Source organism: Marinobacter bohaiensis, assembly GCF_003258515.1.
GTDB lineage: Bacteria > Pseudomonadota > Gammaproteobacteria > Pseudomonadales > Oleiphilaceae > Marinobacter_A > Marinobacter_A bohaiensis.
The window spans coordinates 65,760-90,484 of record NZ_QGEH01000001.1 but is presented as its reverse complement, the minus strand read 5'-3'; the positions used below and the strand labels follow the sequence as shown (position 1 = coordinate 90,484).

The 24,725-nt window shown below is 64.2% G+C and carries 22 protein-coding genes; 7 read left to right on the top strand and 15 right to left on the bottom strand.

The window, feature by feature from the left end; all coding sequences use genetic code 11:
- Nucleotides 1-107 precede the first annotated feature (107 nt).
- Nucleotides 108-1,142, bottom strand: a complete 1,035-nt coding sequence (locus tag DKK67_RS00405) for an NADP-dependent oxidoreductase (protein ID WP_111493306.1) — start codon at nt 1,140-1,142, stop codon at nt 108-110.
- Between the two features lie 152 nt (nt 1,143-1,294).
- On the opposite strand from DKK67_RS00405, the gene DKK67_RS00400 reads away from it, so the two are divergent.
- Nucleotides 1,295-1,750 carry a MaoC family dehydratase gene (locus DKK67_RS00400; protein WP_111493304.1) on the top strand — a complete coding sequence of 152 codons (456 nt, stop codon included), beginning with the start codon at nt 1,295-1,297 and terminating at the stop codon, nt 1,748-1,750.
- A gap of 57 nt (nt 1,751-1,807) precedes the next feature.
- On the opposite strand, the gene DKK67_RS00395 is transcribed toward DKK67_RS00400, so the two are convergent.
- The 12 genes from DKK67_RS00395 to DKK67_RS00340 all read right to left on the bottom strand — a co-directional run bounded on the left by DKK67_RS00395 (nt 1,808) and on the right by DKK67_RS00340 (nt 13,646).
- On the bottom strand, nt 1,808-2,965 hold the full coding sequence (locus DKK67_RS00395) for an ABC transporter substrate-binding protein (protein ID WP_111493302.1): 1,158 nt from the start codon (nt 2,963-2,965) through the stop codon (nt 1,808-1,810).
- Nucleotides 2,966-3,038: 73 nt separating this feature from the next.
- The gene (locus DKK67_RS00390; protein ID WP_111493300.1) at nt 3,039-3,746 is read right to left on the bottom strand and encodes an ABC transporter ATP-binding protein; all 708 of its coding nucleotides are present in this window, start codon (nt 3,744-3,746) and stop codon (nt 3,039-3,041) included.
- The gene (locus DKK67_RS00385; protein WP_111493298.1) at nt 3,733-4,500 is read right to left on the bottom strand and encodes an ABC transporter ATP-binding protein; all 768 of its coding nucleotides are present in this window, start codon (nt 4,498-4,500) and stop codon (nt 3,733-3,735) included. Before DKK67_RS00385 ends, DKK67_RS00390 begins: the two co-directional genes overlap by 14 nt.
- Nucleotides 4,493-5,521, bottom strand: a complete 1,029-nt coding sequence (locus tag DKK67_RS00380; protein ID WP_111493296.1) for a branched-chain amino acid ABC transporter permease — start codon at nt 5,519-5,521, stop codon at nt 4,493-4,495. Before DKK67_RS00380 ends, DKK67_RS00385 begins: the two co-directional genes overlap by 8 nt.
- Before the next feature lie 2 nt (nt 5,522-5,523).
- The gene (locus DKK67_RS00375; protein ID WP_111493294.1) at nt 5,524-6,387 is read right to left on the bottom strand and encodes a branched-chain amino acid ABC transporter permease; all 864 of its coding nucleotides are present in this window, start codon (nt 6,385-6,387) and stop codon (nt 5,524-5,526) included.
- A gap of 336 nt (nt 6,388-6,723) precedes the next feature.
- A complete protein-coding gene (locus tag DKK67_RS00370) occupies nt 6,724-8,388 on the bottom strand; it encodes a long-chain fatty acid--CoA ligase (protein ID WP_111493292.1) in 1,665 nt (554 codons plus the stop codon).
- Nucleotides 8,389-8,436: 48 nt separating this feature from the next.
- A complete protein-coding gene (gene surE / locus DKK67_RS00365; protein WP_407657806.1) occupies nt 8,437-9,228 on the bottom strand; it encodes a 5'/3'-nucleotidase SurE in 792 nt (263 codons plus the stop codon).
- On the bottom strand, nt 9,225-10,310 hold the full coding sequence (locus DKK67_RS00360; protein ID WP_111496705.1) for a phosphotransferase: 1,086 nt from the start codon (nt 10,308-10,310) through the stop codon (nt 9,225-9,227). The genes surE and DKK67_RS00360 overlap by 4 nt, the downstream gene beginning before the upstream one ends.
- A gap of 7 nt (nt 10,311-10,317) precedes the next feature.
- The gene (locus DKK67_RS00355) at nt 10,318-11,085 is read right to left on the bottom strand and encodes an SDR family NAD(P)-dependent oxidoreductase (RefSeq protein WP_111493290.1); all 768 of its coding nucleotides are present in this window, start codon (nt 11,083-11,085) and stop codon (nt 10,318-10,320) included.
- Between the two features lie 15 nt (nt 11,086-11,100).
- The gene (locus DKK67_RS00350; protein ID WP_111493288.1) at nt 11,101-12,324 is read right to left on the bottom strand and encodes an acyl-CoA dehydrogenase family protein; all 1,224 of its coding nucleotides are present in this window, start codon (nt 12,322-12,324) and stop codon (nt 11,101-11,103) included.
- A 93-nt stretch (nt 12,325-12,417) separates the two neighbouring features.
- The gene (locus DKK67_RS00345; protein ID WP_111493286.1) at nt 12,418-12,861 is read right to left on the bottom strand and encodes a PaaI family thioesterase; all 444 of its coding nucleotides are present in this window, start codon (nt 12,859-12,861) and stop codon (nt 12,418-12,420) included.
- The gene (locus tag DKK67_RS00340; protein WP_111493284.1) at nt 12,861-13,646 is read right to left on the bottom strand and encodes an SDR family NAD(P)-dependent oxidoreductase; all 786 of its coding nucleotides are present in this window, start codon (nt 13,644-13,646) and stop codon (nt 12,861-12,863) included. Before DKK67_RS00340 ends, DKK67_RS00345 begins: the two co-directional genes overlap by 1 nt.
- Nucleotides 13,647-13,850: 204 nt before the next feature.
- Here DKK67_RS00340 and DKK67_RS00335 point away from each other — a divergent pair, with 204 nt between their 5' ends.
- Nucleotides 13,851-15,443 carry a class I adenylate-forming enzyme family protein gene (locus DKK67_RS00335; protein WP_111493282.1) on the top strand — a complete coding sequence of 531 codons (1,593 nt, stop codon included), beginning with the start codon at nt 13,851-13,853 and terminating at the stop codon, nt 15,441-15,443.
- 368 nt (nt 15,444-15,811) lie between these two features.
- On the opposite strand, the gene DKK67_RS00330 is transcribed toward DKK67_RS00335, so the two are convergent.
- The gene (locus DKK67_RS00330; protein WP_111493280.1) at nt 15,812-16,552 is read right to left on the bottom strand and encodes an enoyl-CoA hydratase/isomerase family protein; all 741 of its coding nucleotides are present in this window, start codon (nt 16,550-16,552) and stop codon (nt 15,812-15,814) included.
- Nucleotides 16,553-16,721: 169 nt separating this feature from the next.
- Between DKK67_RS00330 and DKK67_RS00325 the strand changes: the two genes are divergently transcribed.
- The 5 genes from DKK67_RS00325 (at nt 16,722) to DKK67_RS00305 (ending at nt 23,462) form a co-directional block, all read left to right on the top strand.
- The gene (locus DKK67_RS00325; protein WP_111493278.1) at nt 16,722-18,176 is read left to right on the top strand and encodes an amidase; all 1,455 of its coding nucleotides are present in this window, start codon (nt 16,722-16,724) and stop codon (nt 18,174-18,176) included.
- Nucleotides 18,177-18,360: 184 nt separating this feature from the next.
- Nucleotides 18,361-19,419 (top strand): TRAP transporter substrate-binding protein DctP, encoded by a 1,059-nt coding sequence (gene dctP, locus DKK67_RS00320; protein WP_111493276.1) that lies wholly within the window; start codon nt 18,361-18,363, stop codon nt 19,417-19,419.
- Between the two features lie 79 nt (nt 19,420-19,498).
- Nucleotides 19,499-20,047: a TRAP transporter small permease subunit gene (locus DKK67_RS00315; protein WP_111493274.1), complete on the top strand. Its 549-nt coding sequence runs from the start codon at nt 19,499-19,501 to the stop codon at nt 20,045-20,047.
- On the top strand, nt 20,044-21,354 hold the full coding sequence (locus DKK67_RS00310) for a TRAP transporter large permease (protein ID WP_111493272.1): 1,311 nt from the start codon (nt 20,044-20,046) through the stop codon (nt 21,352-21,354). The genes DKK67_RS00315 and DKK67_RS00310 overlap by 4 nt, the downstream gene beginning before the upstream one ends.
- 251 nt (nt 21,355-21,605) lie before the next feature.
- On the top strand, nt 21,606-23,462 hold the full coding sequence (locus tag DKK67_RS00305; RefSeq protein WP_111493270.1) for a HAMP domain-containing methyl-accepting chemotaxis protein: 1,857 nt from the start codon (nt 21,606-21,608) through the stop codon (nt 23,460-23,462).
- Nucleotides 23,463-23,477: 15 nt separating this feature from the next.
- On the opposite strand, the gene DKK67_RS00300 is transcribed toward DKK67_RS00305, so the two are convergent.
- On the bottom strand, nt 23,478-24,470 hold the full coding sequence (locus tag DKK67_RS00300; RefSeq protein ID WP_111493268.1) for a DctP family TRAP transporter solute-binding subunit: 993 nt from the start codon (nt 24,468-24,470) through the stop codon (nt 23,478-23,480).
- Nucleotides 24,471-24,725: the final 255 nt, after the last annotated feature.

Genomic DNA, 24,725 nt, shown 5'->3' with positions numbered 1-24,725 from the left:
GATGTAGCCGATGCTTTAGCTTCGGAGGAGCCGTGAGGCTCCCGGATAAGTCCGGCGGACTGTTGTCCGCTCCGAAGCTGAAGCGTCGGCTACATTAAAAGCCGACATCAGGCCTTGCGAGTCGGGTCATCAGCCACCCGAACCAGCATCTTGCCCCGGTTCCTGCCTTCCAGCAGCCCCTGAAAAGCACTCACCGCGTTTTCCAGCCCGTCGACGATGTCCTCCTGGTACTGCACTTTGCCATCGCGAATCCAGCCCGCCATGTCCTCAAGGAAATCCGGCTGGCGTTCGAGGTGATCGGTCTGGATAAAGCCGCGCAGCATCAGTCGCTTGACCAGCACCTTGCCCATGAACGGAATCAGGCGATCCGGCCCTTCGGGCAGTTCGGTCTGGTTGTAATGGGCGATGCGGCCACACACCGGGATGCGGGCGAACACATTGACCCGCTTCATCACCGCGTCGAACACCTTGCCGCCGACGTTCTCGAAGTAGACATCGATGCCATCGGGGCAGGCTTTGTCGAGCTGGGCTTCGAAGTCGTCGTCCTTGTAGTTCACGCAGGCATCGAACCCGTAGGTGTCCACCACGTGCTGACACTTGTCGTCGGCGCCGGCCACGCCCACCACGCGACAGCCCTGGATCTTCGCGATCTGGCCGACCACCTGCCCCACGGCCCCGGCAGCGGCGGAAACCACCACGGTCTCGCCGGCTTTGGGCTGGCCCAGATCGAGCAGGCCGACGTAGGCGGTGAAGCCCGGCATGCCCATCACACCCACCGCGGTGGAGATGGGAGCTGCCTGCGGGTCCAGCTTACGCAGGGCCTTGCCCGGCGCGGTGGCATAGCTCTGCCAGCCGCTGTGACTGAGCACCAGGTCGCCGGGCTCAAGGCCATCGAAATGACTTTCCACCACCTCGCTGACGGTGCCGCCGGTCATCACGTCCCCCAGCTCCACCGGGTTGGCGTAGGACGCCGCCGAGGACATACGACCGCGCATGTACGGGTCGAGCGACAGGTAGATCGTTCTGAGCAGCACCTCGCCCTCGGCCGGCTCCGGCATGGGCGCCTCCCGCAGGACCAGGTGGCTGTCGTCCGGCATCCCGGTGGGACGCTCGGCGAGGATAATCTGCTGGTTGCTGGCCATGTTCGTGCTCTCCTTATCGTGTGGCTTGAATACTTGATGGGGCCTAAGCGGGCGCCGTCAAAGCGGTTGCACCCGGCTGACCGGTTCGCCAGAATGAATGCGAAATCAAGTATTACAGTGCGAAACTAAATCAAACAAAAACAGGATTCGACATGAAAGAGATTGCCCTGGATGACCTGTCTCAATACCGCGGCCAGCTGATCGGCCACAGCCCCTGGAAAACCGTGTCCCAGGACATGATCCAGGCCTTCGCCGACGCCACTGGCGATCACCAGTGGATCCACGTGGACGTGGAGCGGGCGACGCGGGAAGCCCCCTGGAAAAGCCCGGTGGCCCACGGCTTCCTGACCGTGTCCCTGATTCCCCTGCTCAACCAGGGGGCAATGCACGTCACCGGCACCACCGCCAGCATCAACTACGGCCTCAACAAGCTGCGCTTCCCGGCAGCGGTCAAATCCGGCTCGGACATCCGTACCGCGGTCACCCTGAAGGACGTCAGCGCGGTGGACGAGCAACGCGTGCTGGCCACCTACAATACCGAGGTGCAGATCGAGGGTGAGGACAAACCCGCCTGTGTGGCGGAGAACCTGGTGATGTACGTGCGCTAGGCAGTCGGGCCAACAAAAAAGGGGCCATCCATAGGCCCCTTTTCTCCTAGCCGACGATTACTCGCCTTCGATCGGCTTCTGCACGATCTTGCCGTCTTCCACCACCGCCAGGGTGGTTTCAGTGACAAAGCCGCCCTTGTCGGTCACGGTGGTGACTTCGTACGGGTTATGCTCCGGCTTGAGCTGGCCCATGGCCTCGCCCATCTTGGCGCGCACGGCCTTGGCTTCGGTGGTGCCGGCCAGTTCCATCGCCTTCACCAGGCCGTACATGGCCAGGTAGTTGTAGGCGGCTTCGGAGCCCGGCATCTTGTCGTACTCAGCCTGGTAGCGCTTGATGAAGTCCTGCGCGGCGGCGGTTTCATACACCGACAGCGGCACCACGCCGATGGCGCCTTCCATCATCTCCACACCGCCGGCCACATTGGCCACTTCGTCGATCTTGGCCTGGTCCATGACGATGAAGCCACCCTGGAAGCCCAGTTGGCGTGCCTGCTGGACCACCAGACCGGTGGGCTCGGAGGCACCGCCGACGAACATCACGTCCGGGTTGGACGCCACCAGACGGCTGACGCCGGTGTAGAAGTCGGCGGACTTGTTGTAGTCCATCGGGTTCTGGGCAACCACTTCACCACCCTTGCCGGTCCATTCCTGCTCGATCATCTTGGCCCAGATCTTGGCGTACTCGTGGGTGGCGCCGCCCATGGCCAGCTTCTTGCCCTCGTGACCCAGGGCGTAGTTGGTGAAGGCGCGCACGTAGCCGTCGAAGGTCGGCGGGATACGGAGAGTCAGGCTGTTGCCCTTCTCGGTGACCGTCGGCACGCTGGTGTACGCCATTACCAGGAAGTCGTCCTTTTCATTGAAGTCCTGCAGCGCGAACACGCCACCGGAATGCGGCACGAAGACGGCCGGCACGTTGGATTCCTGCTTCAGGCGCTTGGCGTTCGTCGCCGCCTGGGACGGGGAATAACGATCGTCCAGGGAGATCAGGTTAAGCTTGTAGGTCTCGCCGTCGATCTGGAAACCACCGCTGCTGTTGATTTCGTCCGCCGCCATACGCAGGCCGGACAGGGTGTTCTCACCGTACAGCGCGGCGCCGCCACTGAGCGGGCCGGTAAAGCCGATGTTCACAGTGGATTCCGCCATGGCACCGGTGGACAACCCCGCCCCCAGTGTCGCAACGGCAACGGCACGACCAAGTTTTTTCAGCATTTTCATTGTGTTCTCCTTGGGTATTGCGTCTTGTTGTTGGATTTATCGCGTTCCAGGTCGATCTTTTCTGACGGGCTCCTTAAGCGCCGATATACGCTTTGCGGACCTCTTCATTGCCCAGCATGGTGTCCCGGTCGCCTTCCATGACCAGTTGGCCGTTCTCCATCACGTAGGCCCGGGTGGCAATCTTCAGGGCCGCAAACGCATTCTGTTCCGCCAGCAGCACCGTGGTGCCCAGGCGGTTGATTTTCTGGATGGTTTCGAACATCTGGCGCACCACCAGCGGGGCCAGGCCGAGGGAGGGTTCGTCCAGCATCAGCAGCCGCGGCCGGCTCATCAGGGCGCGGCCGATGGCCACCATCTGCTGCTGACCGCCGGACAGGGACCCCGCCGGCTCATCCGCCTTCTCGCGCAGGATCGGATACAGTTCCAGCACCTCTTCCAGGTGCTTCCTGTTGCCCGCCTTGTCCCGGCGATGCACGTAGGCACCCATCATCAGGTTCTGCATCACGCTCATCTGCGGGAACAGCTTGCGCCCCTCGGCGCACTGGACCACGCCGGCGGACACGATGCCGCTGGGCTTGAGCCCATCCAGGCGCTGGCCCTCGAACTCGATCTCGCCGGCGGCCGGCCTGTTGAGGCCGCTGATGGCGTTGAACAGGCTGGATTTGCCGGCACCGTTGGCTCCCAGCAGCACCACCAGCTCACCGGAGTCCACGGTCATCGAGATTTGGCTGAGCGCCTTGAAGCTGCCGTAGCAGACGTCGACGTTTCTAAGCTGCAGCATCTTCGTCACTCCCCAGGTAGGCTTCGATCACGACCGGGTTCTCCCGGACTTCCTTGGGTGTGCCTTCGGCGATCTTCTCGCCGTGGTCGAGCACCATGATCTTGTCGGCGATGCCCATGATCATGTCCATCTTGTGCTCGATCAGGCACACCGTGAGGCCGTGGTTGACCATCTTGCGCATCAGGTCGGCCAGGCCCTCGGTCTCCTCCGGGTTCACCCCGGCGGCGGGCTCGTCGAGCAGCACGATCTTGGGATCGGTGGCCAGGGCCAGGGCAAACGCCACGCGCTTGCGCTCCTCCTGGGTGATGTCGGCAATGAAGCGGTTTTCCACATGGCTCAGGCCGACGAAATCGAGCGCTTCCCGGGCCTTGTCGCGACAGGCTTTCTCTTCCGCGCGCAGGCGCTTCGAGTTGATCAGCACGTCCCACAGGCCGGAGGTTGTGCGCAGCCGGTGACCGACGATCAGGTTATCCAGCACCGTCGCCTGCTCGAACAGGTTGGTGGTCTGGAAGGTGCGCCCCACCCCGCGCTGGGCGATAAAGTCGCAGCGCAGCGGCGTGATGTCCTCGCCATCGAGGATGATGCGCCCGGAGGTCGGCTTGTGGGTGCCGGCCACCAGGTTGAAAAAGGTGCTCTTGCCAGCGCCGTTGGGCCCGATGATGGCGTTGACCTTGTTGGCTTCGAACTCGACGGACACGTCGTTCACCGCCGCCAGGCCACCGAACATCTTGGTCAGGTTCTCGATCTTAAGCATTGTTCTCGACCCCCTTGCCGGTCTGGATTCGGCTTTCCTTCTTCTTGGCCGCCGGCAATGCGGCACTTTGGGCGCGACGATGCAGCCAGCCGAGGAAGGAGCCCACGATGCCGCGGGGGAAGAAGATCACTAGGATCACCAGCAGCGGACCGAACAGGATCATCCGGTACTCTTCCAGGAACTGCAGGGACTGGGTCAGCCAGACGATGCCCAGGGTGCCGACCAGCGGGCCGGACAGGGTGCCGATGCCGCCCACCAGCAGGTAGGTGATCATGTCGAAGGTGTGCAGGATGTTGCCGTCCTCGGGCCCGATGAAGCGCACCATGCCCGCGTACAGGGCCCCGGCCATACCGGCGTAGGTGGTGGACAGCACGAACGCCATCGTCTTGTTGCGCATCAGGTTGATGCCCAGGGACTGGGCCAGCTCGTCACCGTTGCGGATGGCCATGAAGGTCCGGCCCAGCAGGGAACGGGACAGCTTGCCCATGAACCACATGGCGAACACCAGGAACGCCAGCACCAGGTAGTAGAAGGGTGTGGTCTCGGTGAAATCCACCAGGCCGAAGCCGTGGGGTGCGGCGATGTCACGCACGCCGATGGGGCCATGGGTCAGTTCCTCCCACTTGTCCATCAGCATGTACATGATGAAGCCCACGCACAGGGTGAAGATGGCGAAGTAGTGCTCCTTCAGGCGCAGGGACACCACGCCCACCAGCAGACCGATGAAAGCGGTCATCACCAGCGCGGCGGCGAACGCCGGCCAGAAACTCCAGCCATAATCCGCGCTGAGCAGGCCCAGGGTGTAGGCGCCCAGGGCGAAGAAACCGCCGTGAGCCAGGTTCAGCTGGCCGCAGTAGCCGGTGATGATGTTCAGGCCGTAGACCGCAATGGCCCAGATGAAGGCCGACGCCATGACGTAGACCTGGTACTCGTTGCTGGCGACCAGCGGGAACAGCAGCGCCAGGACAATCAGGGCGTACTTGGTCGCCGGCTGAGTGAGCAGGGATGCGAATTTCAACATGATCAGTGCGCCCCCTTCGCGAACAAACCTTGCGGACGGAAGGACAGGATCGCCACGAGCAGGCCGAACGCGATGATGTCCTTGTAACTGCTGGAGATGTAGAAGCCGCCGAAGGCTTCGGCGAAGCCGATGATCATGCCGCCGACGATGGCACCGGGAATGCTGCCCATACCGCCGAGGATGATGATGACGAAGGCCTTCATGATCACCACGTGGCCCATGGCCGGGTACACCAGGTTGATCGGCGCGTAAAGCGTGGCGGCGAAGGCGGCCAGGATGCCGGAGATGGCGAAGGTCATCATCGCCACCCGGTTGGCGTCGATGCCCACCAGGAAGGCGCCCTCGCGACTCTGGGCCATGGCAACGATGGTGGCGCCGGTCATGGTCTTGCGCAGGAACCACTGCAGGGCGATCACCAGCACGATGGCGCCGACGATGATCAGCGCCCGCTGCTGCGGGATGATCAGCCCGTCGAAGTTCATGATGCCCATGAACGGCGTGGTCATGCGGCGGAAGTCCGCTCCCCAGAGCATCTGCACCACCGCTTCCAGGAACAGCAGGATGCCGATGGCGGCGATCTTGTCGTGGATGGGCGGCGAATGCCGCAGGGGATGGAACACCAGCCGCTCACAGAGCACGGCCAGCACCGCGACGACCGCGGCAGAACCCAGCATGGCGATCCAGTAATGCGCACCGAGATCCACCATGAAGAAGTACGACATGAACGCGCCGACCATATAGAGCGCGCCATGGGCGAAGTTGGGAATATGCAGGATGCCGTAAACCAGGGTCAGCCCGAGCGCTACGAGACCGTAGATGCTCCCGAGCGTCAGCCCGTTCACGATGTTCTGGAAAAAGAGGTTCAAATCAGCCCCCTCTTGGCAAGTTGTTGTTATTGGATGCCGCTGGCTTTGGGATACCGGCGGAAGTTGTTATCGAAATCGGAGCCTTTGATCGACTCCTTTGAACCGCTGGTTTTCTAATCCGATCGAGACGTTTTAGTTTTTAATATCACCTTTATTCCAAGAGTACACCGAGCAGATCGCCTGTCAATATACAGAATGCAATTCCACTCTGCGGACCATTGATTGGGATTTTGGCGTTATAGTGAAACTGAATGAGGGTGTATCAGGCCATAGCCCGACACCACCGGACAAACCGACGGTATCGGGCCATATGCCATTAAGGGCGACGCGTCTGCGTCAGGCGGACTGCTGCCACTCCTGCTCCTGCAGGGCTCGCCACATCACCTTGCCGGTGGGGGATTTGGGCAGCTCGGTGACGAACTCAATGAGCTGGGGCACCTTGTAGGCGGACATCTCCTCGCGGCACCAGGCCACGATGTCTTCCGCCGTGGCGGAGCCCTCGGCTTCCGGCGTCAGCACGATGCAGGCCTTGACGGTCTCGCCCCGCTTGGGGTCGGGCGCAGAGATCACACAGCATTCGTGGATCGACGGATGCCGGTACATCAGGCTCTCCACCTCGGACGGCCATACCTTGAAGCCGGAGGCGTTGATCATGCGCTTGACCCGGTCGACCATGAAGAAATAGCCGTCCTCGTCGTAGTAGCCCAGATCGCCGGTGCGGAAGAAACGTTTGCCGTCCAGCTCGATGAAGGCGGCCTCGGTCTCCTGGGGCCGATTCCAGTAGCCCACCGTGACCTGCGGGCCATGGCTGACGATCTCGCCCACTTCGCCGGGGCCTTTCTCCTCCAGCGTGTCCACATCGATGATGCGCGAATCCACGTCGAACACCGGAATCCCCAGGCACTGGGTCCTGGGCGCGTCGGGCGGGTTGATGTGGGTGGCCGCCATGGTCTCGGACAGACCGTAACCCTCGATGTAGTCCAGCCCGGTGAGGGTCTTGAGCTTGTCGGCAATCGCCGCCGGCATGGCCGCGCCGCCCCCGCCGATGGTCTTGAGGCTGCTGATGTCGTAGTTGGCCAGCTCCGGGTTGGACAGGAAGTCCACCGCCATGGTGACGATGTTGGTCCAGCCGGTAATCCGGTAACGCTCGATCAGCCTGGCCGCCGTGTTGCGCTCCCAGCGGGTCATGATCACCGAGGTGGAGCCGGAGAAGATCGGGCTGTTCATGGAACCGGTCATGCCGGTGACGTGGAAGAACGGCAGCGTGGAGAGCTGCACCGTGTCGGCGGTGCTCAGGTTCCAGAAGGCGCGGTGCACGGCGGTCGCCATCACGCCCCGGTGCACGTGGGTGCAGCCCTTGGGGGCGCCGGTGGTGCCGGAGCTGTAGGGAATCACGGCCACGTCGTCGGGACCGGCGGTGTGCGGACCGGGCACGTGGCCGGCGCGGATCACCTCGTCCCAGCTCACCAGGCCGGGGGCGTCCAGAGGGGCGGCCGGAGCGGCGACTTCCGCCGGCAGATTGAGATCCGTCTCGGGATCGATGTAGCTGCGGTAGGCGGCCACCACCACCGTTTCCAGGTGGGTCTTGCCCACCAGCGGCGCGATAAAACCGGCCAGTTCCTGGCCCGCCAGACAGACGGTCGCGTCGGTATCACTGATGTAGTGCTCCAACTCGGCGGCCCGGTTCATCGGGTTCACCGGGATCACCGCCGCGTCCGCCCGCAGGATGGCGTAGTAACCCACCACGTACTGCGGCGAGTTCTGCATGTACAGCAGCACGCGGTCGCCCTTGCTTACCCCCTGCGCCTGCAGGTAACCGGCCAGCGCCTCGACTTCCTCCAGCAACTGGCGATAGGTCATCACGCGGTCGTAGAAGATGATCGCCGGATGGTCCGGGTAGCGCAGGGCCGCGATGGCCAGGTTGGTGAACACGCTGGTCTGGGGCAGCGTCATGGTCTTGGGCAGATCCTGGGGCCAGACCCCGTGGTGTCTTTCAAACATCTCTTGTTCTCCCATGCCGGCCGGCAAGCCGGCCACGTCGTCTTGGAATTATTCGATCGACAGCACAGCCTGCCGCCCCGGCAGGGGCGCCTGGCTGCGCAGGGGCGTGACGGCAATCGCCCGGTCACGCAAAACGGTCACGTCCATATCCGGCGCAATGATGTGCTGGGAACTGCGCTCGAAGCTGAGCCACCAGTACGGCAGGCTGCGGCCGTCCTGGCCGGCCAGCAGGCGCGTGCGCTGGATGGAGCCGCTGGACTCGCGCGCCCAGCGGATTTCGCGGACGTCGCTCGCGGCACACGCCGGGAAGTTGATGTTCCAGCACGGCTGCGGCTGCTCGTCCGGTGCCCACAGGGCACGGATGACCCGCTCGCCCAGTTCCGCCACCGGCGACCAGTCGATGCCGTCGCGGTTGAGGAACGCCTGGCTCAGCGCCATGGCCGGAACGCCCATGTGCTCGGCCGAGAGTACCGCACCGACGGTGCCCGAATACTGCACCGAATCGCTGATGTTGGCGCCGCAGTTGACCCCGGACAGCACCAGGTCCGGCGGGGTTTCGCCAAACCATTCGGCCAGGGCGAACAGCACGCAGTCAGCCGGAGTCCCCGAGACAGCGAAGCGGCGACCGCTGTCGTCCTGGGGATACACCCGCAACGGCGTATGCAGGGAAATGCTCTGCCCCGCCCCGCTGCGATCATGCTCCGGCGCCACCACCCAGACCTCTTCCGCCAGCCGGGCGGCGATGCGTTCCAGCACGGCCAGACCGGGGGCGTTGATGCCATCGTCGTTGGTAATCAGGATGCGGCGAACGATCCGTTCATTCACACCGGGATGGCTCATACCGATGCTCCCTTCGCCCCGTTCTGGGCGATGCGCCAGCCGGCGTCGGCCAGCATGCTGGCCCGCTTGCCCACCTGCAGCGCATCGGCGTTGCTGGCATTGCCCTGCAGGGCCCGGGCATAGACCCCCTGCACGATGGACGCCAGCCGGAACAGGGAGAACGCCAGGAACACATGCCAGTCCTCGATACCGGAACGCCCGGACTGGCGGCAGTAGCGCTCGACGATCTCCCGTTCGTCCGGAATGTTCAGCGCTTCGAGATCCTCACCCACGATGCCGCGCGACCCTTCCAGGTCCATGGGCAGGTGATACGGCAGGCAATAATAGGCGAGATCCGCCAGCGGATGGCCCAGCGTGGACAACTCCCAGTCGAGGATGGCAATGACACCGGGCCGATCCGGCGCCAGCATCAGGTTGCCCAGCCGGTAGTCGCCGTGGGCGATGGCACATTCGTCGTGCTGCGGCAGGTGATCCGGCAGCCAGGCCATGAGCTTGTCCATGGCCGGCATGTCGTCGGTCTTGGCGGCCTCGTACTGCTTGCTCCAGCGCGCCACCTGCCGGGCCACGTAGCCTTCCGGCCGACCGTAGTCGCCCAGGCCGATCGCGTTCACGTCCACGGCGTGCAACTGGGCCAACGAATCCATCGCCGCCTCGTGCACCGGCCGGCGCTCGTCGCGATCCAGCGCCCGCAGCGCCGGATGGCTGACCACCCGGCCGGGCATGAAGTCCATGACGTAAAAGGGCGTGCCGATGATGTCCGGGTCCTCACACAGCACGCGGGCCCGGGGCACCGGCACATCGGTGTGGTCCGACAGCGCCCGGATCACCTTGTACTCGCGCTCCACCATGTGGGCCGACGGCAGGGTCTTGCCCGGCGGCTTCTTGCGCAGCACGTAGCGACCGCTGTCGGTATCCAGCAGGAAGGTGGGGTTGGACTGCCCACCCTGGAACTGCTTGACGTCCAGACGGTCGCCGATGTCGGGCATGGCGGTCTGCAGCCAGCGCTTGAGTGACGGTTCATCGAAGCGGTGGGCGTCGAGGACGTCCACCAGCTCCGGGTCGAGGTTTGCGACAGCGGCCATGTTCATATCAGCCCACCGTTTCGCCGCCGTCGGCCACAATCACCTGACCGGTGATGTAGGCACTGGCCGGCGTGGCCAGGAACACCGCCAGACCGGCGATGTCCACCGGCTCGCCGATGCGGCGCAGGGGCGTTTTCTCTTCCACCCGCTTGAGGCGCTCCGGGTCTTCCACCAGCGCCTTGGCAAAATCGGTGCGCACCAGTCCCGGGGCAATCGAGTTGACGCGGATGCCCTTAGGCCCCCACTCCACCGCCAGGTTACGGGCCAGCGCGGCTTCCGCCGCCTTGGACACGCCGTAGGTGCCGATCACCGTGTTGCCGCGAATGCCGGCGATGCTGGACAGCAGGATCACCTGCCCATCGCCACGCTCGGCCATGTGCGGCAGCACCATTTTCGTCAACCAGAAGGTGCCCTTGACGTTGGTGTCCATGATCTTGTCCCAGGCGTCGTCGGTCATCTCCTGGGTGGGACCATAGACCGGGTTGGTGGCGGCGTTGCACACCAGCACGTCAATGCGGCCCCAGGCGGACAGGGTCTTGTCCACCAGATTCTGCAGGTCGTCCTTGCGACCCACGTGACAGGGAATGGCGATGGCCTCGAAGCCCTGTTCGGTCAGTTCGCCGGCGACTTTCTCGCACACGTCGGGCTTACGACTGGAAATCACGACTTTGGCGCCGGCGCGGGCCATTTCCTCGGCGATGGAACGGCCGATACCCTTGGTGGAGCCGGTGATCAGGGCCACCCGGCCGGTCATATCAAACAACGGATTAGTCATGCTCGGGCCTCCGGATCAGTGCGTTTTCGGCTGGTTTTTTGGATAGCCGCGCAGTTCAAGTTTGGCGATGGAATCCAGATGCACTTCGTCCGGACCGTCCGCCAGACGCAGGGTGCGGACCTGGGCCCAGGCCGCCGCCAGGAAGGAGTCCTGGCACACACCCATGGCGCCGTGAACCTGGATCGCGCGATCCAGCACGCGCAGCGCCATGCTCGGCGCGGCGACCTTGATCATCGCGATTTCCTGACGCGCCACCTTGTTGCCGACGGTGTCCATCATGTGGGCGGCCTTGAGGGTCAGCAGACGGCACTGCTCGATTTCCAGGCGGGAGCGGGCGATGTCCTTGCGGATGGAATCGAACTGGGCCAGCGGCTTGCCGAAGGCTTCACGCTCGTTGACCCGCTGACACATCGCTTCCAGCGCGCGTTCGGCGACACCGATGGTGCGCATGCAGTGGTGAATCCGGCCTGGCCCCAGACGGCCCTGGGCGATCTCGAAACCGCGGCCCTCACCCAGCAGCATGTTGCTGGCCGGAACGCGCACGTTGTTGTACTCGATTTCGGCGTGACCGTGCGGCGCGTGGTCGTATCCAAACACGGTCAGCGGGCGGATGATCTTCACGCCCGGGGTGTCCAGCGGCACCAGGATCATGGACTGCTGCTTGTGCTTTTCCGCCGACGGGTCCGTCTTGCCCATGACGATGGCGATCTTGCAGGTGGTGGTCATGGCACCGGACGACCACCATTTACGGCCGTTGATCACGTACTCGTCGCCTTCACGGCGGATTTCGCAGCCAATATTGGTGGCGTCGGACGAGGCCACGGCCGGCTCGGTCATGGAGAAGCAGGAGCGGATCTCGCCGGCCAGCAGCGGTTCCAGCCACGCCTTCTGCTGCTCGGGAGAGCCATAGCGGGCGATGGTTTCCATGTTGCCGGTGTCCGGCGCGGAACAGTTGAACACTTCCGGCGCCATGTGGGAGCGGCCCATGATTTCGCACAGGTGGGCGTACTCGAAGTTGGTCAGGCCAGCGCCGTAATCACTTTCCGGCAGGAACAGGTTCCACAGGCCGGCTTCCTTCGCCTTGCCCTTGAGCTCTTCCAGAATCGCGGTCGGCGCCCAGCGGTTCCCGGCGTTGTCGATCTGCTCGTGGTGCCGATGCTCGTTGGGGTAGACGTGTTCGTCCATAAAGGCGAGCAGACGCTCGCGCAGGGCCTGGGCTTTTTCGGAAAGTTCGAACATGTTGTCGTGCCTCGTCTTGTCTTTGTTGGAGCGAAACAATCGTTGTTGGAGCATGCGTCAGGGCCGACGCGCGCCCGGTAAGGGGCGTATCGGCTACAGAGGAACACCCTCCGGGCCTTCGCTGCCGGAGCGGATGCGAAAGGTGCCCTCGCCAATGGCCAGCAGGTTGCCCTGGTCGTCGCGGACTTCACCGGTGCTGTTGAAAATGCGGGTGCCGCCGGCGCGCCGGGTGCCGGTCACGGTGATGGTGCCGCCGCTGCACTGACCGGTGAACGAGGTGGTCAGCGACAGGGTGATGGCCTTGCGGATCCGTCCCGGGAACGGGCAATACGTGCCGGCCTGGGCCAGGGCAATGTCCAGCAGCGACGTCAGCACGCCACCGTGGATCACGCCGGCCAGGTTCAGGTGATGGGGCTGCAGGCGCACGGCAATCACCGCCTGCTCTTCTTCCCAGGACACCTGCTCGTAACCGAGCACGTTGTGGAAGCCCGGCAGGTCCTGGCTGTCGAAAAAGGCGTCTTGCTTGGTTTCGGACATCAGACTTTCATTCCCGGCAGGTTGAGGGAGGCGGTGTTGCCGCCGTCCACGGGCAGCGCCTGGCCAGTGATGTAACTGGCGTCGTCGGAGGCCAGGAACAGGATGGCGGCGGCGATTTCCTCGGGGTTGCCGTAGCGGCGCAGCTCGCAGCGCGCGCCCAGCTTGTGGGCTTTCTCGTTGGCGCGGGCGTAGTCGAAGATGGGCTGGGTCATGCCGGTCTCGATCAGGCCCGGGCAGACGGCGTTCACGCGCACGTTGTCGCCGCCCAGGTCGCAGGCGGCCGTCTGGGTCAGGTTGATTACGCCGGCCTTGGAGGCGCTGTAGGCGTTACCGCCGGCGCCGGAGCGGATACCGGCCACCGAGGCGGTGTTGACGATGCTACCGAGACGGCGCGACTGCATGTGCGGCGCGACATGCTTGATAAAGAGCATGGGGCCGATCAGGTTCACGCCCAGGATCCGATCCCAGTCGTCGCGGTCCTGATCGGTGATGGGGGGATGCTTGCCGGCGATCCCGGCGTTGTTGCAGAGCACGTCGATCTGGCCCCAACGCTTGACGGTCTCTTTCACCAGGGCGACCACGGCCGCCTCGTCGGACACGTCCATGACCTTGCGCAGGTAATCCGCGTCCTCGGGCAGGGCACCCTCGGTTTCCATCAGCCCGGCCTCGGACTGATCCACCAGAACCAGATGGGCCCCTTCCCGGGCCAGCCTCAGGGCCACCGCCCGGCCAATGCCACTACCGGCACCGGTGACGAGGGCCACACGCTTCCTGAACCGCATCATCGGCAGCTCCTTTTGTTCTTGTTGGCTGAGTTGTCGTTCGCTGAGTCTTGCGGCCTATCCCGAACCCGAAGCACTGTCGTTCCACGAAGTCGGGGTCCGCCAATAGGAACTCTCGGATTAATTTGTCACGGCATCCGGTTTTGAGTCAATATTATCGGAAATTAATTTCACTAGTTAAAACACAAAAATCATTTAGGTGAAATCATGACCCAATCCGTTCGGACGCTGCCGGTCCACGCCCCCGCTGTGGACGGCGAACATCTCGAAGCCATTGGCCACCGCCTCCAGCAGCTGGCCGAGCGCCAGCCCGACAAGACCGCCCTGATCGACGACACCGGCCGGGTGAGCTGGGCCGACCTGGTGAGCCGCGTGAACCGCATCGCCAATCGGCTGCGCCAGTGCGGGTTATCCACAGGCGATACCGTGGCCGGCCTGTCGGAGAACAGCGCCGATTACATGATGCTCTATCTGGGCGTGCTGACCGCCGGCGGCTGCATGGTGCCGTTGTCGGGCATGGCCAGCGGTGAGACCCTGGCGCTGATGGTCAACGACTGCGACGCCCGCTTCCTGTTCGTGTCGCACAAGAACGCGTCGTTGTACGATGACATTCGCGACCAGCTGGACAAGGTCGAGGCGGACCTGCGGATCGGCCTGGACTACGCGCCATCCGACAGCGGCCAGACCCTGGACGGCTGGCTGGGCGCGGTGGACGACCAGGCCCGACCGGCCACGCTGGACCTGGACGACCCGTTCAACATCATCTACAGCTCCGGCACCACCGGCACGCCCAAGGGCATCCTGCACGATCACCGTTTCCGCGACCGGCAGATGCGGCGCATGGGCAGCTACGGTCTCAACGGCACGGCGGTCAATCTGGTGTCCACACCGCTGTACTCCAACACCACGCTGGTGTCCGCCCTGCCCGTCCTGTTCCACGGCGGCACCCTGGTGCTGATGGCCAAATTCCACGCCCGCCGTTTCCTGGAGCTGGCCGAGCACCACAAGGTGACCCACGCCATGCTGGTGCCGGTGCAATACCAACGCATCCTGGCGGAACCGGACTTCGACCGCTTCGACCTGTCCCACTTCCAGCTCAAGCTGTCCACCAGCGCGCCGCTGCGCGCAGAGGTGATCGCCGAGGCCATGCAGCGCTGGCCGGGCAACATCCGCGAGGTGTACGGTCTGACCGAAGGCGGCATTTCCACCAGCCTCGACTGCGCCGCGTTCCCGGACAAATGGGACTCCGTGGGCCAGCCCACCGAGGGCGCGGAGGTGCGGATCCTCGACGAGGACGACCAGGAGCTTCCGCGTGGCGAAATCGGCGAGATCGTCGGCCGCGCCGGGGCCATGATGCGCGGCTACTACGGCCGCGAGGAGCAGACCCGCGCCATGCTGTGGACCGATGCCGACGGCCGGGTCTTCTACCGCAGCGGCGACATGGGCAAGCTGGATGCCGACGGCTTCCTCTATATCCTCGACCGGCGCAAGGACATGATCATCTCCGGCGGCTTCAACATCTACGCGGTGGATCTGGAAAAGGTATTGCTGACGCACCCGGCGGTGGCGGATGCGGCGGTGATCGGCATTCCCAGCGAGCACTGGGGCGAGACACCGCTGGGGCTGGTGGTGCGCAAGGAGGGGGAGACGGTGCCCGACGAGACGTTGCTGGCCTGGGCCAACGAACGGCTGGGCAAGGCCCAGCGCCTGGCGGGCGTCGAGTTTCGCGACGAACTGCCGCGCAGCACCATTGGCAAAGTGCTAAAGCGGGAACTGCGGGCGCCGTACTGGAAGGATTAGCGAGCGTACCGCAATCCCGGGGCTGAACGCGGCACCGTAAAATGGTGCCGAAACTTCAGTTTCGGAGGGTCCGCCAGGGCCCCGGAAGTCAAGCCCCCGCCGCAACTTGCCACCTCGGGCCGCCCCTAGCGCGGCTCGGAAGCTGAAGCGTCCGCTACGTTGCGGGAATCCATCAAGCCCAGAGAGACCAATCGACAGCTTGAAGCTGCACCATAGAAATGTAGCCGAAACTTCAGTTTCGGAGGGTCCGCGAGGGCCCCGGAGGTCAAGCCCCCGCCGCAACCTGCAACCTTGGGCCGCCCGCAGGGCGGCTCGGACGCTGAAGCGTCCGCTACATTGCGGGCAATCCCTCAGGTTCGCAGCTGCGCCTACCGCTTCCCCATTCCGGCCAGCACCGCCTGGCACTCGGGCGACCGCAGGCGCTCGGCAAACACGTCCCGCTCCCGTTCCAGAGCCGCCTTGGCCGGCTCGCGCCAGGGGTCCATCATCAGCCGTTTGCTGGCCCGCAGCGCGTCCCGGGGCTGTTTCACCAGCTTGCGCGCGCGCTCCAGAGCGACGGTTTCCGCCTCGCCGTCGCTGACCACCTGCGAGGCCAGGCCGGCGTCCAGCGCCGCCTGCCCGTCCAGGGTGTCACCAAACACCAGCAGGTCCAGCGCCCGGCGATAGCCCATGCGCAGCGGTCCCATCACGGTGGACGCGGCCTCCGGCGACAGGCCCAGATCGACAAACGGCGTGCGGAACCGTGCCGACCGGCCAGCCACCACGATGTCACAATGGAACAGCAGCGTGGTGCCGATGCCAATGGCGATGCCCTCGACGGCGGCGATCACCGGCGTATCGCAGTGCATCAGCCGCTCGATGAAGGCCAGCCCCGCCGACGGCTGGGGATCGGGGTCCACCGCCCGGGCGCGAAAATCGTCCAGGTCGTTGCCGGCGGTGAACAGGCCCTCGCAACCGCTCAGCACGATGGCGTGGACGCTCCGATCGGCGGCCGCCTCGTCCACGGCGGTGGACAAATCGTCGTACATGGCGCGAGTCAGGGCGTTCTTCTTCTCCGGACGCCGGATGGTCAGCCGGACGAGGCCGGGCTCGCGATTCACCTCGATCATGACGTTTCCTCTTGTTGTTCGTCGTGTTGTTTTTTCCATAGCCTACGCATGTATTGCGAAACACTGTTTCACAATTTTCACGATTAATCTATCTTGCCACGGTGGATCTATTTTGGAGAGGCATAACAAGAACGGGCGGAATCGCCCCACAACACAGGAACCGCTGATCGTGCATTATCACCAGATGAGCAGCTTTGCCCTCGCCGACGGCATCCGCCGTCAGGATTTTTCGGCCGTCGAGGTCCTCGACCATTTCCTCCAGCGCATCGAGCGCCATAACCCCGACCTCAACGCCATCGTCGTGCTGCGCGCCGACGACGCCCGGCGCCAGGCCGAAGCGGCCGATGCCGCCGCCCAACGCGGCGAAGATTGGGGCCTCCTGCATGGCGTGCCCATGACCATCAAGGAAACCTTCGAAATCAAGGGCTGGCCCACCACGGCCGGCCACGGCAAGCTCAGGGATCACGTCTCCCCGCGCACCGCTCCAGCCGTGCAACGACTGCTGGACGCCGGCGCCATCGTGCTGGGCAAGACCAACGTGCCGGAACTGGCCGGTGACCTGCAGACCTTCAACAGCCTCTACGGCACCACGCACAACCCGTGGGACGCGGCCCGCACCCCGGGTGGCTCGTCGGGCGGCGCCGCAGCGGCGCTGGCGGCCGGACTCACCCCCCTGGAACTGGGCAGCGACATCGGCGGCTCGATTCGCACACCGTCGGCGTTCTGCGGCGTTTACGGGCTCAAGACCACCTACGGCGTGATTCCCACCCGCGGCCACGTACCGGCAGCGCCGGGCCAGTGCCGCAAACGGGACCTGGGCGTGGCCGGGCCCATGGGGCGTCACCTGGAGGATCTCGACCGGATGCTGTCGCTGCTGGTGGGCGCGGACGATATGGAGGCGCCGGGCTGGCAGGTCCACCTCCCGGAAGCCCACTGCGACAAGGTGACCGACCTGACTGTCGCGGCCTGGCCGGATGACTTGTACTGCCCGGTGGATACCGAGGTGCGGGCTGGTTTGCAGTCGGTGATCGACCTGCTGCGCGCCGAGGGCGCCCAGGTCGATGAACAGGCGCGGCCGGAGCAGGTGTCCCTGAAAGACAACCACGACCTTTATTACACGCTGCTGGCCGCCACCATGGGCGGCGGGTTTGACGAGGCGATGCGGGAAAAACTGAAGGAACAGGCCGGCAGCGGCGATCCCGCCGACTACCGCACCCGCTTCGCACGGGGCGCCACCCTGTCCCACGCCGACTGGATGAACCTGGACGAGCAACGGGCGCAGCTGCAACGTCGCTGGCGACGCTTCTTCGAGCGCTACGACGTGCTGGTCTGCCCGGTCACCAATACGCAACCCTTCCCGCACGATCAGGACACCTCCGCGCTGGATCGCCACCTCATCATCAACGGCCGCCCGCAGCCCTATATGGACGTGACCGTCTGGTCCGGCCTGGCGGTACTGTCCGGCCTGCCGGCCCTGAGTCTGCCGGTGGGTTTCACCGACAGCGGCCTGCCCCTCGCGGTGCAATTGATCGGCCCGGCCTTCGGCGATCGCAACCTGCTGCGCATCGGCCATCTGCTGGCCAGGCACCTGCACCCCGACGGTTTGCCGATGGCTCGGGAATAGCCGGCACCCCGACTCGCCCTGAACGCGTGTCGGGGGAGTTACCCGATACGCCTATTGCAAACCGCTATGCATGTGATAAATTCTGAAAACAATAATTCGTTGTGCAGACATTAGTTCCGCATAGCGAAATAAAAAGGAACATTGATCTGACAACAACGACCTGACAACAACAAGAGGTTCAGTCATGCCAACGCTTTCCCTGTTCCGTAAGCATCTGTCCCGCAAAAAACTGACCGTATTCGCCTCCGCAGCCACCCTGAGTCTGGGGGTGCTGTTCAGTGGCGCGGCGACCGCAGCCGATACCATTACCTGGAAGGTCCAGTCTCACTGGCCTGGCTCCAGCAGCTCCTACACCGACAGTCTGGAACGGCTGAAGCGCGTCATCGAGGAGCGCAGTGACGGGCGTCTCGAACTCAAGCTGTACGAAGCCGGCGCCCTGTTCAAGGCCAAGCAGACCTTCGACGCGGTCAGCCGTGGCATTCTGGAAATGGGCACCATCTCACCGTCCTACGCCCAGGACAAGATGACCCTGGCCGGCATCGCCTCCGGGCTGCCGTTCGCCTTCCGCCACGTGTGGGAAGCGGCCTACTTCCACCAGGGCCTGGGCTTCGAGCAGATGCTGCGCGACGAAGCGGCGCAGTATGGCGTCTACTGGGCCACCGACAAGGTCTACCCGACCGAGATGGTGGTCAAGAAGCCGATCGAAAGCTGGGATGACTTCACTTCCCTGAAGATCCGCTCCTCCGGCGCCCTGCAGAAGTTCCTGACCGAAGCCGGCGCGGCAGCCTCCTACATTCCGGGCAGCGAGCTCTACCCGGCGCTGGACAGCGGTGTGGTGGACGGCGCCCACTGGGGTGCGGCCCAGGGCGCCTTCTCCATGGGCCTGTATGAAGTGGCGAAGTACCACGTCAAACCGGCCCTGAACATCGCCGGCACCGACGTCATCATCGTCAGCCAGAAAGCGCTGGACAAGCTGCCGGAAGACCTCCAGGCCATCGTCAAACAGGCCCTGGACGAGCAGTTCTGGTTCCGCACCAATGAGTACCAGTTCAAGGAACAGGTCGCCCTGTCCAAGGCCATCAAGGAAGAAGGCGTGCAGGTCAACACCCTGCCGGACGACGTGCAGAACCGTCTGACCCAGGCCGCCCAGGGCATGTGGGACGAGGAAGGCAAGCGCAGCGAGCGCGCCCAGCAAGCCCTCGACATGCTCAAGGACTACCTGCGCGAACTGGGCTACCTGTAACCCCCACCGATGACCGGCGGGCCCCGGCCCGCCGGTCTGTCCGTTGTCTCCGATTCACCCTGCCGTCCCGGAGGACACCATGCGTGCGCTGACCGCATTCATGAACGGGGTCACCCGCCTGAACGATTTCATCGGGCGCTGGCTGTCCCTGCTCGTCTTTGCCATGTTCATCTTCCTGCTGCTGGAAGTGGGCTTCCGCTACCTGCTCAACTCGCCCACCGTGTGGACCAACGAGCTGACGCAGATGCTGTTCGGCGTCTACGCCGTCATGTCCGGCGGCTACATCATGGCGCACCGGGGGCACGTCAACGTCGACCTGCTCTATTCGCACCTGGGCCCGCGGGTGCAGGCGGGGCTCGACATCTTCACCTCCACCATGTTTTTCGCCTTCACCCTGGCGCTGTTCTACTTCGGCTACGAGATGGCCAGCGAGTCGGTCGCCAGCCTGGAGACCACCTATTCCGCATGGAACCCGCCGATCTGGCCGGTGAAGGTGGCCATTCCGCTGGGCACCGGACTGCTGATCCTGCAAGGGGTCGTCAAGCTGCTGGAAGACATTGCCATCGCCTGCAACCTGGAGGGTTTCAAGCCGGGCAAACGCGACGATGAGCCGGAGGATATGCTGTGAGTATCGAAGTTCTGACCCTGCTGTTTTTCGGCGCCCTGCTGTTCTTCCTGGTCCTGGGCCTGCCCCTGACCTTCGTGCTGGGCGGTGTGTCCGTCGTCTTCCTGTATTTCACCTGGGGTTTTGACTCCTTCTTTATGGTGGCCTCCCAGATCTGGAGCACCATGGAGAGCTTCACGCTGGTGGCGATACCGCTGTTCGTGTTCATGGCGATGATCCTGGAGCGAACCGGCGTAGCCAACGACCTCTATCGCATGATGCACCTGTGGTGGGGCGGCGTACGCGGTGGTCTGGCCATCGGCACCCTGGGCATCTGCGCCCTGTTCGCGGCCATGTGTGGCATCAGCGGCGCCGCGGTGGTGGCCATGGGCACCATCGCCCTGCCCTCCATGCTGGAGCGCGGCTACGACAAGAACATGGCGCTGGGCTGCATCAATACCGGCGGCGGCTGGGGGATCCTGATTCCACCCAGCATCCTGATGATCCTGTACGCCCTGATCACAGGCGTCTCGGTGGGCAAGATGTTCGCCGCCGGCGTATTGCCCGGGCTGCTGCTGATGGTGCTGACCTGCGCGTACATCATCATCCGCTGCTATTTCCAGCCGCATCTGGCCCCGGCACTGCCGCCGGAAGACCGCGCCAGCTGGGCCGAGAAGTTCCGCGCCCTGCGCGCGGTGATCCTGCCGATCGCGATCGTGGTGATGGTGCTGGGCTCGATCATCGGCGGTATCACTACGCCCACCGAGGCCGCGGCCGTAGGCGTGTTCGGCGCGCTGGTCTCGGCGGTGGTCTACCGCAAGTTCAGCTGGTCGCTGCTGCATGAGGCGTCGATCCGCACCTTCAAGCTGACCGGCATGATCATGTGGATCCTGTTTGCCGCCCACGCCTTCTCCGCCGCCTACCAGAGCATGGGCGCCCAGGAGCTGATCGAGGGGCTGATGCAGGCGATCCCGGGCGGGCCCTGGGGCATCATCCTGTCGATGATGCTGATCATCTTCCTGCTGGCGATGGTGCTCGATCCGGTCGGCATCATGCTGATCACCCTGCCGGTGTTCATGCCCATCGTGGAAAGCCTGGGCTTCGATCCGATCTGGTTCGGTATCCTGTTCGTGATCAACATGGAAATCGGCTACATGACGCCGCCCTTCGGCTTCAACCTGTTCTACCTCAAGGGCGTGGTGCCGCCGAGCATCACCATGCGCGACATCTACCAGTCGATCCTGCCGTTCGTGCTGGTGGAGATCGTCGGCCTGGCGCTGATCATGATCTTCCCGGAAATCGCCACCTACCTGCCCGACCTGTTCTTCTGACCGTCCGGCGCCCGACGCTCCCTGTGAGCGCGGGCGCCTCTTTCCTCAATCGCTTGCCCCTGCCGCCCATCGGTAAAGCGACGGGTTTTCAATCTGTTACCTTCCCAGGGTTGTTATTGGTTATATTTCAAACTTAAATACCGACTAGCGGAACTATTTTCTGCCTAGCTCGAAAAACAATATAAACAACAACAATCGAGGCGGTGCCGCGCCCCTCCCGCGACAGCGCCTCCAGCCAGGAAGACATCCTCATGCGATTGCTCTCGTTCTTCACGTCCCTGTCGATCGGACGCAAGCTCGGCATCGGCTTTGCTGTCCTCATCATCCTGTCCGTCATCGTCGGCGCCATTGGCCTGCAGGCGCTGAACAGCTACACCGGCCGCGCCGTGATCGTGGGCCAGGTCAGTGCCCTGGAAACCCGGCTTCTGGAAGCACGGCTGGCGGAAAAATCCTTCCTGCTGGAGCCCACCGACGCCAACCTGGAAGCGGCCCGCGAACAAAGCGCCGCCGCCCGCCAGGTGGCCGAGTCCCTGGAAACACACCTGACCGCTGCGGCCGACCGCCAACGCCTGGAGCAGGTGAAACAGGGCTCGACGCGCTACAGCCAGCTGCTGAGCGACCTGGCCGCCACCAGCGAGGCTCGCAACCAGACCGTCAGCCAGCTGGAAACCGACGCACGCATGACCGAAAGCCGCCTGAGCACGGAAGACAAGCTCTACATGGCCGCCGCCGCGCTCAAGCAGATGCGCCGCAGCGAGCGCAGCTTCCTGGTGGAAGCCAACGACGACGCCATCAAACAGTTCGAGTCCGCCGCCGACCGGGCGCTGCGCTCGATCAAATCCTCGTTTGTGGACAAGTCGGTGAAACAGGAAATCACGGGGCTGTTCGAGCAGTACGCCAAAACCTTCCACAGCGCCGTGGACCAGGTGCGTCGCACCCACGAACTGGAGACCGCCATGGTCGGCGCCGCGAACGCCATCCTCGACGCCGCCGGCGGCCTGAAGGCCACCCAGATCCCGCTGATGCGCCGGGACCACCAGCAGGCGCTGGTGCTGATCATGGCCACCACCGCGGTGGTGATCCTGCTGGGCATCGCCCTCGCCTGGGGCCTGAGCCGCAACATCGTGCGGCCCATCCGCGAAGCGGTTGACGTGGCCTCCTGCGTGGCCTCCGGCGACCTGCGCCGCGAGATCGACAGCCCGCGCCGGGACGAACTGGGCCAGCTGCTGGGCGGCCTGGGCAGCATGGTGGTGAGCCTGCGCGAGCTGGTGCTGGGCATCAACAACGGCTCCACGGAAATCGCCCACTCCACCGGCGACCTGTCCAGCGTGACCGAGCAGACCCGCGACGGCATGACCCAGCAGCGTGACCAGACCGACCAGGTGGCCACCGCCATGAACGAGATGGCGGCCACCGTCAGCGAAGTCGCCCGCAATGCCGAGGAGGCCTTCGGCGCCGCCAACCGCGCCAGCGAGACCGCCGCCCAGGGCGAGGCCGCGGTGGGCGAGACGGTGACCTACGTGGAAGAGCTGAACACCCGCTCCCAGGGCGTGATGGCGCAGCTGGAAACCCTGCGCAGCGACACCCAGAACATCGGCACCGTGCTGGATGTGATCAAGTCCGTGGCGGAGCAGACCAACCTGCTGGCGCTCAACGCCGCTATCGAGGCCGCCCGTGCCGGCGAGCAGGGCCGCGGTTTCGCGGTCGTCGCCGACGAGGTCCGCTCCCTGGCCCAGCGTACGCAAAGCTCCGCCGCCGAGATCGAGACCCTGATCAGCAACCTGGTGAGCAGCGCCGAAAGCTCGGTGCAGGCCATGGCTACGGGCACCGAACTGGCCAACCGCACCCTGGACAGCGCCCGCACCACCGGTCAGACGATTACCGCCATCGGTCAGGCGGTGGAGGAAATCCGCCAGCTCAACAGCCAGATCGCCACGGCGGCGGAACAGCAATCCTCGGTGGCGGAAGACATCAACCAGAACGTCACCCGCATCCGCGACATCAGCGACCAGTCCGCCAGCTCGGCGACCCAGGTCGCCTCCTCCAGCACCGAGCTGGCCCGGCTGGGCGAGACGCTGCGCACCCAGGTGGCCCGCTTCAGCGTGTGAGCGGGACGGCCGCCGTCAGAGACTGGCGGCGGCCGCGTCCTGGGCGGCGCGCAGGGTGGCTTCGCCGATGGCGGGCGCGTACTCGTCCCACAGGGGCTTCATCACCGCCTGCCAGTCCGCCAGATCGGCGCGGCTGGGCCGGATCAGGTTAACGCCCGGCATCGCCTGCAGTTCGCCGCGATCGTTCGTACTCTTGGCCTTGGCCACGGCGTTGCCGTAACCCAGCGCGTTGCCGATGGCGTACTGGAAGTGGTGGCGGTCCTCGTCACTCAGGCTTTGCCAGAAAGCGGCGTTGGTGATCACCATGTAGTCCAGCACGCCGTGATTGGATTCCATGATGTAGGGCTGGTACTCGTAGAAACGCTTGGAATAGATGTTGGACCAGGTGTTCTCCTGCCCCTGGATACGGTCCTCCGCCAGTGCCTGATAGACATCGGCAAAGGCCATGGGAACCGGCGTCGCGTCCACCGCCTGGAACTGTTTCTTCAGCACGTCCGAATTCATGATGCGGAACTTCAGCCCCGCCAGATCCTGGGGCTTTTCGAACGGCTGGTTGGCGGAGAGCTGCTTGAGGCCGTTGTGCAGATAACCCAGGCCGACGATGCCCTGATCGGTCATGCTGGTGAGCAGCGACTGGCCGGCGGGGCTTTGCTGGAAGCGGTTTACCGCCGCCATGTCCGGGAACAGGAACGGCAGATCGAACACCTTGAGTTTCTGGGTGTAGGCCTCGAATTTCGACACCGACGGCGCGGCGAACTGGATGCGACCCTCGGCGATGGCGTCGACGGCTTCGTTGTCATCCATCAGGGTGCCGTTGGGGTGGATCTCGACGCGGAAGCGGTCACCCATCTTGCGCTCGACAATGGTCTTGAACATCGTCGCCATTTTGCCCTTGGGCGTGTCCGGGCTGACCACGTGAGACAGCACCAGCGTCTTTGGCTCGGCGGCCAGGCTCATGGGCCAGACCAGAAGCGCAGCCAGGGCGACGCGCAGCAGATTCCATTTCATGGTGGATACGTCCTTCTTTTTATCGGTTTGTTGTCCGGATGGCCTCTCGGCATCTTTTGTCAGGCTTTATAGTTAGAACAGGGCTTTAGCAAGACCAGGGCCAGGTCGCGGATCCGTGGCGCCTCACACCGTACGCTTACGCAACCAGTCCTTTTTGCAACAATCTGATACGTAACACCCCCTACAATGGGCAGATATCCACCCATTCCCGGCAAATAACGGGTGATTTTTCACCCGTCGTCACTTGCAAGCGAA